Raw genomic sequence first — 12,799 nt, forward strand, 5'->3', positions numbered from 1 at the left:
CTAACCCAAAGTCTGTCCATCATCCACGGTCGTTATCGTTCCCGTGACCTGTCGCGCGTGATCAGAACAGAGGAACAGGACCGTGCCGTCCAGCGCATCCGCGTCGATGACCCGGCGGCGCGGCCAACCTGCGATCATGGCGCGACCGTAATCGGTATCGAACAGTCCGTCATTGATTTCCGTCTGAATATATCCGGGCGCGATCATGTTGACGTTCACACCCATGCGAGCCCAGTCCAGCGCCAGCACTTTTCCCATCTGCGACACACCCGCCTTGGACGCGGCATAAAAGGCCATATTGGGCTGTGTGTCATAGCTGGTGATGGAACTGATGATGACGATGCGGCCCCGTTCAGTGTCGCGCGATCCATTCGCCATCATGCGCTTGGCCGCTTCGCGCGCGGTCAGAAACGCGCCTTTCAAATTGACGTCCAAGGTCGCGGTGAAATCGTCAATGGGATTGTCCGTCGCGCGGCCCCGGTCCCGGGCCAGGCCGGCATTTGCGATCACTGTATCGATCGGGCCGAGCTCCGCCTCGATCGCGTCATAAGCGGCAATGGTCTGCGCTTCATCCATCACGTCAAGCGCAACGGCCATGGCCGTGCCGCCATGCGCTTCGATCTCGGCTTTCAAGGCGCTCAACCGATCCACCCGCCGCGCGGCCAGGGCGACCTTCGCCCCATGGGCGGCGAGGACCTTCGCCATCCGTTCACCCAGCCCCGACGACGCCCCGGTAACAAGTGCCACACGGTCCGACAGATTATAAGTGAAAGGGGCAAAGGGATCGCGCATGGGCCAGGATTACGGGCGCAGACGGGAATTGGCCAGTCTATATTGCTCAGCCCCTACCACATGGCAATCCGCTGGTTCGATAGGACGTTACGGCGTGGTCCTATGTGTCCAGTTCGATCAACTGGATCAGGTTGCCGCAGGTGTCGTTGAAGATGGCCATAGTGGCTCCGCCAGCCTTGATGGGAGACTGGGTAAACTCAACGCCAGCCGCAGTCAGGCGTTCGACTTCGGCCTTGATATTCTCGACGCTGAAGGCCGTGTAGGGAATGCCGTCCTTCATCAGGGCCGTCTGAAAGCTCTGCGCGGCCGAATGGTGATTGGGTTCCAGCCCAAGCTCCACCCCATCAGGTTCGTCCGGTGAGACAACGGTGAGCCAGCGAAACTCTCCGAGCGGGATGTCATGCTTGAGCTGAAAGCCCAGCGTCTGAGTGTAGAATTCCAGCGCTTTGTCCTGATCATCGACCATGACACTTTTGATATACATTCGCATTGGTTGGTCCCCGCTAGTGGAACCGATTTACTACCCTTAGATCTTCTGATCAAATTCCCCGACTTCGTCATAGGCGGCGAGGCGACGTTCGATGTCGCGGAAGATTCCGACCGTGTTTTCCTTGGCCGTCGGGGACTCAACGACGACGACGAGATTGGGCGTGTTGGAACTGGCGCGGATCAGGCCCCAGCTGCCGTCCTCAACCGTAAAGCGCACGCCATTGACGGTATTCACATCGACGATCTTCTGATCGATGACGGTCCTGCCGGCGTCAGCATCGGCCTGCACATCTGCGACGATGCGCTCGACGACGCCGTATTTTTCCTCGTCCGCGCAATAGGGACTCATGGTCGGCGAGCCGTAAGTGGTCGGCAGAGCGCGGCGCAGATCGGCAAAGGATTTGCCCGGATTACGGTCGAGCATCTGCAGGATGGCCACGGCAGAGACGAGTCCGCAATCATAGCCGCGCCCGATCGGCGCGTTGAAGAAATAGTGGCCGGATTTCTCGAACCCGACCAGCGCGTTTAGCTCCTTGCTCCGGCGTTTGATGTAGCTATGGCCGGTCTTGTAGTAATCGGTCTTCGCGCCATTGGCCTTCAGGACCGGGTCTGTATTGAACAAGCCCGTACTTTTCACGTCGGCAACGAATTGCGCGTCCGGATAGAGCGCTGACAGATCGCGGGCGAGCATGACACCGACCTTGTCGGCGAAGATTTCTTCGCCCTCATTGTCGACCACGCCGCAACGGTCCCCATCGCCATCGAAACCAAGCGCGACCTCGGCTCCATGTTCCAGAACCGCATCGCGCATGGCGTGAAGCATCTTCATCGATTCCGGATTGGGGTTGTAATTGGGGAAGGTGTAGTCGAGGTCGCATTCGACCGGAATGACGTCGGCTCCGATCCGGCGGAGCAATTCCGGGGCGAACGCACCTGCCGTGCCATTGCCGCAGGCCGCCACGACCTTGATCGGACGCGACAGTGTCACGCCTTCGGCCACGTCGGCGATATAGGCTTCGCGTACGCCATCGACATATTCATACGACCCGCCTGACCGCGCTTGGCTTTCGCCGTTCAGAACGATCTGCTTCAGGCGCGCCATCTCGTCCGGACCGAAGGTCAGCGGCGGCTCGATCCCCATCTTCACGCCGGTCCAGCCATTGGAATTGTGGCTTGCCGTGACCATGGCCACGCCAGCTGCGTTCAGATGAAACTGGCTGAAATAGGCCATGGGCGAGAGCGCCAGACCAATATCGAGAACCTTGATCCCGGCATTCATCAAACCGCTGATCAACGTCATTTTGATGCCCAGCGAGTAGTGCCGGAAATCATGTCCGACGGCGATCACCGGATCGACTCCGCGTTCATGCATCAGCGTGCCGAGGCCTTCGCCGAGCGCGCGCACGCCGTACAGGTTCAGTTCCGGGTCTTTTTCATGGCCCGGAATGCCGAACCACCAGCGCGCATCATATTCGCGAAAGCCCGTCGGCTTGACGAGGGCGTCCGTCTCGAACGCATAGCTGTTGGGCGGGATATGGGCGTGTGGTGTTGTCGACATGGTCGGACCCTCTACAAGTCGATTACCCCTTAGGGAAGCCGCTGTGGGTTGGATAGAGATGAGGCGGAACTCGGCATTTATGCCTAATGTGAGCGGCGGTAATTGCTCCAAAGCGGAATTGCGAGAATTCCGATGACTGCAGCGCAACCGATCAAGGTGACTTCAATCATCGTTTCCGCAAAAAAGTCAGCGACGACAGGCATATCGATTGTCGGCCAATAGAAGATCATCTGGGTCAGATAGTGAATGACGGAAATGCCGACGCCGAGAGCACCAGACAGTAACACCCAGCGCAATGCGGGTTCTCTGACCTGTTTGATGGCGGTCACGCAGCACACGATGCCAAAGATCACCATAAAAATTGTGCCGGGAATGAAGGTCCAATTCCATTGGGTTGATCGCAAGCTGTCGTCGAACAGTATCGATCCAGCCGATATGATGGTGATCAGCCCCAAGCCGGCCATAATGATTGCGGATAGGAGCGCGAGCGGGTTTATCGAACGTATCATGATGCGGCGACTGCCCTCTGCCGGAATCGTAAGCCGTTGCGAAGGGCGGGCAAGATAAGCGCGATACTGATCGTCAGCAGCATCCCAGCCATGACCTGCAGCGAGTCCATCGCGATCTGACTTGTATAAGGCAGCGAGACGTCCGTCATTACACCGATGCCCAGAACCAACGCAGCGTATAGGGTAAAGGTCAGCACTGCCCAGCCCAGCGTCATAAAGGCCGTCAATCGGGTGAGACGCGGTTGCGGTTCGCGTATTTGCAGAACGCCAGTGATGATCACTGTCACGAGAGCTGCAATCGCTGTCACGGCAATGATGGCGCTGATGAGACTATAAAGACCGTCACCATGGCTGTTCTTCCAGAGGTAGACGGCTCCAAATGCGATGGTACTGAAATAGAGGCCGAGCGCGATGAAGGACACGGTCGAAGCCCCCGTCAGCGCCAAGGTCTTGAGGGCCATGATCTTGAGGGCCGGGGTTTTCCGTTTCACGATGCAGCCTCCTAATCGATACGATTTCGCCTTTTCATTACCTTGAACGGGTTAATGACCAGCGAAGGCCAGATTATGCGGCTTCCCTTCGGATAAGACCGCCGGTCGCGCAGGATTCGCGGCAAGCCTTTCAGCCCGTCTTTCACACCGCGCGCCGTGGGCGCAAACCGTCCCGGTCGAAACAGGCTCCAACCCAGATAGGCCAGGTTCGCGCCGATATGCAGCGGCAGCAGGATAATCATCAGCCCAGTCGGCATGGACGCGAACCAGGTCCAGATCCGGTTCCGCGTGCCGTGATAGACGGCGAAATCGGACGCGGTCCCTGTAATTCCGGAGCCGACATGATCGACCACGGCGTCATGCACCTGCACGGCCCGTCCGCCGAGGCGGCGCATCTTCAGCGCCAGATCGACATCCTCATGGTAGCAGAAGAAGCGTTCATCGAACCCGCCCGCTGCTTCGAAATCGTCGCGGCGATAGGCAGCAGCAGCGGCGCAGGGGCCGAAGACGGGAAAGTCCTCGGTCAGGGACCGGACCGGATTGCCATAGCCTGCCCGGTAGGCGACGCCGAATATGGAGAGTTCGTCGCCCGTTCCGTCAAACGTCTCCGGACGGTCCGCCGTGATCTGCATCGAGCCCAGCATGGTCACATAGGGATTGCGCGTGACGGCTTTTTTCAGGTTGGCCAGCCAGTCCGGGCGCGCAAACGCGTCAGGATTGAGGGTGACGATCCATTCGCCTCGGGCCTGTAGGGCAGCGAGATTGTTGCCAGCAGCGAACCCCAGATTTTCGCCGGCTGCGATAAGGCTGAAACGCGCGTCGAGGTCTGGGAGACTCGCAAGCGACCCATCCGTGCTGCCATTATCGACAATGAAGGCTTCGAAGTCTGACAGGCTCTGCGCCGCAAGTGCCTCGACGGCGCGTCGCAGATAGGCGTCGCCATTATAATTGACGATGATCACGGAGAAGAAGGGAGTGTCGGATGCGGGTTCGATGCCGCGCTCCTAGCGAGGGTCGGGGCAGGGCACAATATGGCGGCCTGAGATTGGTAACCATTGGCAGGAATAGCATATAAAGGATTTGTTATATGAATGCGCGTGGGCTAAAGGCGCGAGACCTTTACCACCCTTGATACAGAGCCGTCCCGCCATGAGCGTCCAGACCCAATCCGACGATTTCATCGTCAAAGACATCACTCTTGCCGATTATGGTCGCAAGGAACTCGATATCGCCGAAACCGAAATGCCGGGCCTGATGGCGCTGCGGGAAGAATTCGGTGAGACCAAACCGCTGGCCGGCGCCCGCATTACGGGCTCCTTGCATATGACCATTCAGACCGCGGTGCTGATCGAAACGCTGACGGCTCTCGGGGCGGATGTGCGCTGGGCGTCTTGCAATATCTTTTCGACGCAGGACCATGCGGCGGCGGCCATTGCGGCGTCCGGCGTCCCGGTCTTCGCCATCAAGGGCCAGACACTGGAAGAGCATTGGGACTATCTCGACAAATCCTTCCTGTTTCCGGAAGGGGCGAACATCATTCTCGATGATGGCGGTGATGCAACCCTTTACATTCTGCTGGGTGCGCGCGTGGAAAATGGCGAACCGGATTTAATCGAAGGTGAACCGGGATCCGAGGAAGAAGCCGCCATTTTCGCGCAGATCAAGAAGCGCCTTGCGGCATCGCCAGGCTGGTTTACCAAGACGCGTGACCAGATCGTCGGCGTGTCCGAAGAAACCACGACGGGCGTACACCGCCTGTATGAATTGCAGCGCGAAGGCCGTCTGCCGTTCCCCGCGATCAATGTGAACGACAGCGTCACCAAATCGAAGTTCGACAACAAGTATGGTTGCAAGGAAAGCCTCGTGGACGGCATCCGCCGCGCGACCGACACGATGATGGCGGGCAAGACTGCCGTCGTGCTCGGCTACGGCGATGTCGGCAAGGGCTCAGCCGCGTCATTGCGCGGGGCGGGTGCGCGCGTGAAAGTCACCGAAGTCGATCCGATCTGCGCGCTACAGGCCGCCATGGACGGATTCGAGGTCACGACGCTGGAAGACACGGTGGCGAACGCCGACATCTTCGTCACCACGACCGGCAATAAGGATGTGATCCGTATTGAGCATATGCGCGAGATGAAGGACATGGCGATCGTCGGCAATATCGGTCACTTCGATAATGAAATTCAGGTTGCCGCGCTACAGAACCACAAATGGACCAACATCAAGGATCAGGTCGACATGATCACCTTCCCGGGTGGCAATCGCATGATCTTGCTGAGCCAAGGCCGCCTGCTGAACCTCGGCAATGCGACAGGTCATCCATCCTTTGTGATGAGCGCGTCATTTACCAATCAGGTGCTGGCGCAGATCGAGCTGTGGGAGGACTCAAAACGCAGCGCGCCGCGCTACGCGAACGAAGTCTACATGCTTCCCAAACATCTCGACGAGAAGGTCGCGCGCCTGCATCTGGAAAAGATCGGCGTGAAGCTGACGGAACTGTCTCAGGAACAGGCAGATTATATCGGTGTCACACCTGAAGGCCCGTTCAAACCGGAACATTATAGATACTAAGTCCGCCGGCCCCGGCAATGAATGCCGGGGATAACCGCCCTAGAACCCATCCAGGCCCTGAAAACAATAAAAAGCGCAGAGCCTTAAAATCCCCTGGAGCCTGTCCATGTCCCGCCAATCCTACGAGTTCACTTCCGAGTCCGTGTCCGAAGGTCATCCCGATAAGGTGGCCGACAGGATCAGTGACGAGATCGTCGATCTTTATTTCCGCGAAGCGGCTGAACAGGGCATGGACCCGTGGCAGATCCGGGTTGCGGCGGAAACGCTGACGACGACCAACAAGGTCGTCATTGCCGGTGAAACACGGGGCCCCTCATCCATTACGCCGGACCGGATCGAGCAGCTGGCCCGGGACGCCATTCGCGACATCGGCTATGAACAGGACGGGTTTCACTGGCAGACGGCCGACATCGACGTCCTGCTTCATCCGCAAAGCGTCGACATTGCGCAAGGCGTCGATACGGGCGCGGGTCTGCACAAGGCGGAAGGCGCAGGCGATCAGGGAATCATGTTCGGCTACGCCTCGCTGGACGTGCCCGGCGCACTGATGCCTGCACCCGTCCATTATAGTCACAAAATTCTCGAACGACTGGCCAGAGCCCGCAAGCAGGAAGGTCAGGATTGGCTAGGTCCGGATAGCAAATCCCAAGTCACGGTGCGCTACCATAATGGTCGCCCTGTCGGCGCGTCCGCCATTGTGTTGTCGACGCAACATCTCGATCCGGATCTGACATCCAGCGATATTCGCAGCCGCGTTCAACCCTATATCGAAGAGGTACTGCCGACGGGCTGGATTGACGAACGGACGATCTGGCACATCAATCCGACCGGCAAATTCGTCATTGGCGGACCGGACGGCGATGCAGGTCTGACGGGCCGCAAGATCATCGTCGACACTTATGGCGGTATGGCGCCTCATGGCGGCGGCGCATTTTCCGGCAAGGATCCGACGAAAGTAGACCGCTCAGCCGCCTATGCAACGCGCTATCTTGCCAAGAACCTGGTCGCAGCAGGCGTTGCGCCTTGGGTGGAAATTCAGGTCAGCTACGCCATTGGCGTTGCCGCCCCGACCTCTATCTATGTCAATGTCGACGATAATAATCCGATCAAGGGCGACCGGATCGAAGCCATTATTCCACATCTGATGGACCTCACACCGCGGGGCATCCGTTCTCATCTCGACCTCAACAAGCCGATCTATGCCCCGACATCCGCCTATGGGCATTTCGGGCGCGAACCCGGACCGGACGGCGCGTTTTCATGGGAGAAGGTCGATCTGATCGACGCGATCAAGGCGCGGCTTTAATCACGAAGGCGGGTCTGGCACGGGGCAGACAGGCTCGTCGTTGAAGTAGGTGGATTGCCACGAGAACCGTTCTGAAAAGCCGTCCGGCGCTTTCGGCACGGTCGCGTCAGCATCGCGTTTCGCCACATATCCGTCCCCGCCAGGTAGCGGCGTACCATTCCGTGAGGTCGCGATAGACGTGATGATCGCCGTCATACCTGGACGGGAGACAGGCTGAGCCTGAAGAGTGGCGGGCTGGAATGTCCAGCGCTTTACCGTTCGGATCGCGCCAAGAGAGAAGCGGTTGTTTGTGCAATAGCTGGTCGTGACGTCTACGGCCTTGCCTTTATGGCTGACCGTGTAGCTGACACAGCAATAGGCACTCTCGCGGCTTGAAAATGCCTTGGGCGGAACACGTTTTTCGACAGTGGCATCCTGATCCCATGATTCGTCAGCTGTCGGCATCGCTGCGGCGGTTTGCGGTGATGCGATGAGTCCGACCGCCATCAGACCTACGATCTTGATTGCTGTTCGCATGGGGGCCTCGCTTTCATCACTATTCTAAGATGATTTTCTGCATCCAGCAATGTCTCGAAAGGGGCGGCTGTAACGCGGCGTGTCTCTTTCATTGATTGGGATCATGTCCTACAGGCGCAGCCATGTCGGACCCGCTTGTCATTGCCATTGATGGAACTTTTGCGTCCGGCAAGGGCACGCTCGCGAAGCGGCTGGCGGCGCATTACGGGCTGAAACATCTCGATACGGGCAAGCTCTACCGGGCCACGGCCCGTGACCTGCTGGCGAGCGGCGGCGCGCTGGACGATGCCGAAGCGGCAGCTCTGGCGGCTGCGCATATCGATGCCGATACGCTGGATGATCCCTATCTGAAAAGTGGCGGTATGGGCGCGGCCGCGTCCAAGGTCAGCGTCTACCCGTCCGTGCGACAGGTATTGCTTGAATTTCAGCGTAACTTCGCGTCGCAAGGCGCCGTGCTGGACGGGCGGGACATCGGCACGGTGATCTGCCCCGATGCGACGGTGAAGCTGTTCGTCGATGCCGAGCCGGAGCTGCGCGCCGACCGCCGATTTCGCGAATTGCGAGGTTACGGCGAAGACGTAACGCTGGAGACAGTTCTATCCGATCTAAAGGAACGCGATCACCGCGACATGAACCGGGCCGTGGCCCCGCTCAAACCGGCTGCCGATGCCCACTTGCTGGATACGTCCCACCTCTCTATAGACGCCGCCGTCACCACGGCGATTGCATTGATCGACGCTGTGGTGAACGCGAAAGCGCAATGAAGCGGCAGCTGTCCCCTCCAAGGTCTCTCCCTTTTTGAATTTCGTGAGTTTCAACCAACCGTCTTGCCCCGAATAAAGGATGGGTGCGGCGGTAGTCCGCGGGTCCTGTGATCCGTTGGCATGACCCTAATTGGACACCCCATGATTATTGAGGATACCCTCAACCCTACCACCGATGATTTCGCCGCCATGTTCGAAGCGGCGGTCGAAGCCTCGCCCATGCGCGAAGGTAAAGTCGTCGAAGGCATCGTCACCGGCATCGAAAAGGACGTCGCCATTGTCGACGTCGGTCTGAAGACCGAAGGCCGCGTCGACCTGCGCGAATTCTACGAACCCGGATCTGACAATCAGCTGAAAGTCGGCGATACGGTCGAAGTCTTTCTGGAGCGGATCGAAAATGCACTTGGTCAGGCCATCCTGTCACGCGACAAGGCGCGCCGCGAAGAGAGCTGGGTCAAAATGGCCAAGTTCCACGAGAGCGAAGAGCCCGTCAAAGGCACGATCGTCGGCCGCGTCAAAGGCGGCTTCACTGTCGATCTCGGTGGCATCAACGCCTTCCTTCCCGGTAGCCAAGTCGATATCCGCCCTGTGCGCGACATCGGCCCGCTGATGGGTTCCGAGCAGCCCTTCCAGATCCTGAAAATGGACAAGAGCCGCGGCAACATCGTCGTCTCGCGTCGTGCGATTCTCGAAGAAAGCCGTGCCGAACAGCGCGCCGAACTTGTGGCACAGCTACAAGAGGGCGAAGTCCGCGAAGGCGTGGTCAAGAACATCACCGATTACGGTGCGTTCGTGGATCTCGGCGGCATTGACGGTCTGCTGCATGTCACTGACATGAGCTGGCGCCGCGTCTCCCATCCGAGCCAGGTACTCAATGTGGGCGATACGGTTCAGGTCAAGGTCATCCGCATCAATCCTGAAACACAGCGCATTAGCCTTGGCATGAAGCAGCTGCAGGACGATCCGTGGAATGCGGCCGCAGCCAAGTACATTCCTGGCACACGCCATACGGGCCGCGTTACCAATATTGCCGATTACGGTGCATTCATCGAACTGGAAGAAGGCGTTGAAGGCCTTGTCCACGTGTCGGAAATGTCCTGGACAAAGAAGAACGTCCATCCCGGCAAGATCGTCTCCACCTCGCAGGAAGTCGAAGTTGAAGTGCTCGACGTCGATGAAGAGAAGCGTCGCATCTCGCTCGGCCTCAAGCAGGTTCAGGCCAATCCATGGGATAGCTTCACAGATCGTTTCCCGATCGGTTCGACCATCTCTGGCGAAGTGAAGTCTGTCACGGAATTCGGTCTGTTCATCGGCCTGGAAGACGATATTGACGGCATGGCTCACCTCTCCGACCTGTCTTGGGACAAGTCGGGCGAAGAGGCACTCAAGGACTATCAGAAGGGTCAGATGGTCGAAGCCAAGATCCTGGAAGTCGATGTCGAGAAAGAACGTATCAGCCTCGGCATCAAGCAGCTGGTCAAGGACACCATGCCGGCCGGCGGGTCCAACTTCGGCAAGGGCAATGTTGTCACCTGTACGGTCACGAATGTTCAGCCCGCAGGCCTGGACGTCAGCTTCGGTGAAGACGACGCGCAAGTCGCCGCCTTCATCCGCAAGGGTGATCTGTCTCGGGACCGGTCAGAGCAGCGCCCCGAGCGCTTCGCTGTCGGTGACAAGGTTGACGCCATGATTACGCGCGTCGATCGCAAGACACGCCAGTATCAGCTGTCGATCAAGGCGCTGGAAATCAGCCAAGAGAAGGAAGCCGTAGCACAATATGGTTCATCCGACTCCGGCGCGTCGCTGGGTGACATCCTCGGTGCGGCCCTGAAAGACCAGAACTAGGCGTCTAACTTTCGCATATGTTATGCTTTACCCCGTCCGGTTCGTCCGGGCGGGGTCTTTTTTTACCGATAAGTCGGGATAGCCCTTGACGGCATGCGCCCTGACACGGTTAACGGGGCACCATGCTGCGCTCCGAGTTGATCGATAAGCTTCACGAAGAAAACCCGCACCTGACTCGCCGGGACATGGAACGCGTGGTGGCCGTCGTTCTCGAAACGGTCACGCAGACGCTGGAACGCGGTGCCCGTGTCGAGCTGCGCGGTTTTGGCGCCTTTTCTGTTCGCCATCGCAAAGCACGTCCGGGCCGCAATCCGCGTACGGGCGAACCGGTCGCCGTACCCGAAAAACATGTCCCGTTCTTCCGCACAGGCAAGGATCTGCGCGAAAAGATCAACTCATCCCGCGACGCGTAATCGCGCGAGCGGGTCTGATCCGGACGAACATTCATCTTCCATTTACCCTGATCTGGCCTATGCAGGGCTGAAGGCGCAACCATGTCGGCTGCGCGACTCAAAGGGGACAATCAGATGGGAATGATTTCCGAATTCAAAGAGTTTGCCATGAAGGGCAACCTCGTCGACATGGCCGTCGGTTTCGTGATGGGATCGGCCTTTGCCACAGTGGTCAAGGATTTCATCGACGGCGTCTTCATGCCGGCGATCCAGCCGATCATGGGTGGCCTCGATCTATCGGAATGGCAGATGGTACTGCGCGAACCCGTCACAGGCGCTGACGGCACGGTTATCGACGCGGGCTGGATCATCAGCTGGGGGCAGTTCCTGACCTCGCTGATCAGCTTCATCATCGTTGCCTTCGTCATGTTCCTGATCATCAAGTCGATGAACAAGATGAAGAAGAGGGAAGAAGCTGCTCCTGCCGCGCCGCCCGCGCAGGAAGTTCTGCTGGCCGAAATCCGTGACTTGCTGGCGCGTCAGAACGCCAAGATGTAAAGCATCAGTCAGACGCTAGAAAAGCCCGCTGCGAGCGATCGCAGCGGGCTTTTTCATATGACCGTCACGGGCTCGATTTGGAACCTTTGCCCGACTCATTGCTATAGTATGTGAATGTAAAAACCGGAGGTCCCCATGGTCTATCGCCGCATGTCCCGTGGTCGCAGCAATTTTGGTCGTCGTACGGTTGGGCGGCGCGGCGGGGGCTTTCGCTGGCAGATCATGCTGCTTTTCGCGATCGGGGCCGCCGTCTACTATTTCATGAATCAGGAAACTGTCCCGTTCACAGATCGCAAGCAGCTTCGCACCATGGATGTGCAACAAGAGATGCAGCTGGGTCTGCAATCCTATCAGCAGATCCTGTCCGATTCCCGCGTCGTGACCAATGAGCCGGTCGTCGAAGTGGTTCGCGAGATCGGCGTCAAGCTGGCGCGCGCCGCCGCGCCAGAAGACCCGGGCTTCGACTGGACGTTCAATGTGATCGATAGCGATCAGGTCAACGCTTTCGCCCTGCCGGGGGGCTATACGGCGGTCTATACCGGCCTGATACCCGTTGCGCAGAATGAAGATGGCTTGGCCGTCGTCATGGGCCACGAAATCGGGCATGCTCTGGCCCATCACGGTGCCGAGCGCATGGCGCAGCAAAACATGCAGCGGATTGTCGGGACTGGCGTCGCCATGGGTGCAGGCGGCATGGACTATGAGGCGCAGCGCGCCGTCATGGGCGTGTTTGGCGGGGTCAGCCAGTATGGCTATGCCTTGCCCTTTTCGCGCAAGCATGAGTCGGAAGCGGATTATATCGGTCTGATCCTGATGGCGCGAGCTTGCTACGATCCGCGCGAAGCCCCCCGCCTGTGGGAGCGTATGGCGGCTGCGGGCGGTGCGACCCCGCCGGAATTTCAGAGCACGCACCCCAGCCCGGAAACACGCATCAATGATTTCGAACAATGGATGCCCGAAGCGATCGCCGTCTATAATGAAAACTGTCCAACCGACATTCGCTGAACG

The 12,799-nt window shown here is 58.7% G+C and carries 14 protein-coding genes; 7 read left to right on the plus strand and 7 right to left on the minus strand.

Annotated features, from left to right (window positions below; genetic code table 11):
• The 6 genes from AB6B39_RS05880 to AB6B39_RS05905 all read right to left on the minus strand — a co-directional run bounded on the left by AB6B39_RS05880 (position 1) and on the right by AB6B39_RS05905 (position 4,801).
• Entirely contained in the window at positions 1–792 is a 792-nt protein-coding gene (locus AB6B39_RS05880) for an SDR family NAD(P)-dependent oxidoreductase (protein ID WP_284369735.1), read from the minus strand.
• Between the two features lie 100 nt (positions 793–892).
• Positions 893–1,282 carry a VOC family protein gene (locus AB6B39_RS05885; RefSeq protein WP_348520128.1) on the minus strand — a complete coding sequence of 130 codons (390 nt, stop codon included), beginning with the start codon at positions 1,280–1,282 and terminating at the stop codon, positions 893–895.
• Between the two features lie 36 nt (positions 1,283–1,318).
• Positions 1,319–2,839 (minus strand): phosphomannomutase/phosphoglucomutase, encoded by a 1,521-nt coding sequence (locus AB6B39_RS05890; RefSeq protein WP_284369732.1) that lies wholly within the window; start codon positions 2,837–2,839, stop codon positions 1,319–1,321.
• Between the two features lie 83 nt (positions 2,840–2,922).
• On the minus strand, positions 2,923–3,348 hold the full coding sequence (locus tag AB6B39_RS05895; RefSeq protein ID WP_284369730.1) for a hypothetical protein: 426 nt from the start codon (positions 3,346–3,348) through the stop codon (positions 2,923–2,925).
• Positions 3,345–3,839 carry a hypothetical protein gene (locus AB6B39_RS05900; RefSeq protein WP_284369728.1) on the minus strand — a complete coding sequence of 165 codons (495 nt, stop codon included), beginning with the start codon at positions 3,837–3,839 and terminating at the stop codon, positions 3,345–3,347. Before AB6B39_RS05900 ends, AB6B39_RS05895 begins: the two co-directional genes overlap by 4 nt.
• A gap of 11 nt (positions 3,840–3,850) precedes the next feature.
• Entirely contained in the window at positions 3,851–4,801 is a 951-nt protein-coding gene (locus AB6B39_RS05905; protein ID WP_284369726.1) for a glycosyltransferase family 2 protein, read from the minus strand.
• A 187-nt stretch (positions 4,802–4,988) separates the two neighbouring features.
• Here AB6B39_RS05905 and ahcY point away from each other — a divergent pair, with 187 nt between their 5' ends.
• Both ahcY and metK read left to right on the plus strand, forming a co-directional pair.
• Positions 4,989–6,410 (plus strand): adenosylhomocysteinase, encoded by a 1,422-nt coding sequence (gene ahcY, locus AB6B39_RS05910; RefSeq protein WP_284369724.1) that lies wholly within the window; start codon positions 4,989–4,991, stop codon positions 6,408–6,410.
• A gap of 106 nt (positions 6,411–6,516) precedes the next feature.
• On the plus strand, positions 6,517–7,716 hold the full coding sequence (metK, locus tag AB6B39_RS05915) for a methionine adenosyltransferase (protein WP_284369722.1): 1,200 nt from the start codon (positions 6,517–6,519) through the stop codon (positions 7,714–7,716).
• Here metK and AB6B39_RS05920 read toward each other — a convergent pair whose 3' ends face one another.
• Positions 7,717–8,232 carry an energy transducer TonB gene (locus tag AB6B39_RS05920; RefSeq protein WP_284369720.1) on the minus strand — a complete coding sequence of 172 codons (516 nt, stop codon included), beginning with the start codon at positions 8,230–8,232 and terminating at the stop codon, positions 7,717–7,719.
• A 122-nt stretch (positions 8,233–8,354) separates the two neighbouring features.
• Here AB6B39_RS05920 and cmk point away from each other — a divergent pair, with 122 nt between their 5' ends.
• From cmk to AB6B39_RS05945, 5 genes are all read left to right on the plus strand, one after another.
• On the plus strand, positions 8,355–8,996 hold the full coding sequence (cmk, locus tag AB6B39_RS05925) for a (d)CMP kinase (protein ID WP_284369717.1): 642 nt from the start codon (positions 8,355–8,357) through the stop codon (positions 8,994–8,996).
• Positions 8,997–9,137: 141 nt separating this feature from the next.
• Complete coding sequence (gene rpsA, locus AB6B39_RS05930; protein WP_284369716.1) at positions 9,138–10,841, plus strand: 30S ribosomal protein S1; 1,704 nt, start codon at positions 9,138–9,140, stop codon at positions 10,839–10,841.
• 122 nt (positions 10,842–10,963) lie between these two features.
• A complete protein-coding gene (locus AB6B39_RS05935; RefSeq protein ID WP_371398717.1) occupies positions 10,964–11,254 on the plus strand; it encodes an integration host factor subunit beta in 291 nt (96 codons plus the stop codon).
• Positions 11,255–11,335: 81 nt separating this feature from the next.
• Positions 11,336–11,791, plus strand: coding sequence for a large conductance mechanosensitive channel protein MscL (gene mscL / locus AB6B39_RS05940; protein ID WP_284369714.1), 456 nt, complete (start codon positions 11,336–11,338; stop codon positions 11,789–11,791).
• 135 nt (positions 11,792–11,926) lie between these two features.
• Positions 11,927–12,796, plus strand: a complete 870-nt coding sequence (locus tag AB6B39_RS05945; RefSeq protein WP_284369712.1) for a M48 family metallopeptidase — start codon at positions 11,927–11,929, stop codon at positions 12,794–12,796.
• Positions 12,797–12,799 lie beyond the last annotated feature (3 nt).

Source organism: Algimonas porphyrae, assembly GCF_041429795.1.
Classification (GTDB): domain Bacteria; phylum Pseudomonadota; class Alphaproteobacteria; order Caulobacterales; family Maricaulaceae; genus Litorimonas; species Litorimonas porphyrae.

Coding starts and splice junctions, on each gene's coding strand:
- AB6B39_RS05880 (WP_284369735.1), bottom strand. CDS start 792: ATGCGCGATCCCTTTGCCCCTTTCACTTATAATCTGTCGGACCGTGTG.
- AB6B39_RS05885 (WP_348520128.1), bottom strand. CDS start 1,282: ATGCGAATGTATATCAAAAGTGTCATGGTCGATGATCAGGACAAAGCG.
- AB6B39_RS05890 (WP_284369732.1), bottom strand. CDS start 2,839: ATGTCGACAACACCACACGCCCATATCCCGCCCAACAGCTATGCGTTC.
- AB6B39_RS05895 (WP_284369730.1), bottom strand. CDS start 3,348: ATGATACGTTCGATAAACCCGCTCGCGCTCCTATCCGCAATCATTATG.
- ahcY (WP_284369724.1), top strand. CDS start 4,989: ATGAGCGTCCAGACCCAATCCGACGATTTCATCGTCAAAGACATCACT.
- metK (WP_284369722.1), top strand. CDS start 6,517: ATGTCCCGCCAATCCTACGAGTTCACTTCCGAGTCCGTGTCCGAAGGT.
- AB6B39_RS05920 (WP_284369720.1), bottom strand. CDS start 8,232: ATGCGAACAGCAATCAAGATCGTAGGTCTGATGGCGGTCGGACTCATC.
- cmk (WP_284369717.1), top strand. CDS start 8,355: ATGTCGGACCCGCTTGTCATTGCCATTGATGGAACTTTTGCGTCCGGC.
- rpsA (WP_284369716.1), top strand. CDS start 9,138: ATGATTATTGAGGATACCCTCAACCCTACCACCGATGATTTCGCCGCC.
- AB6B39_RS05935 (WP_371398717.1), top strand. CDS start 10,964: ATGCTGCGCTCCGAGTTGATCGATAAGCTTCACGAAGAAAACCCGCAC.
- mscL (WP_284369714.1), top strand. CDS start 11,336: ATGTCGGCTGCGCGACTCAAAGGGGACAATCAGATGGGAATGATTTCC.
- AB6B39_RS05945 (WP_284369712.1), top strand. CDS start 11,927: ATGGTCTATCGCCGCATGTCCCGTGGTCGCAGCAATTTTGGTCGTCGT.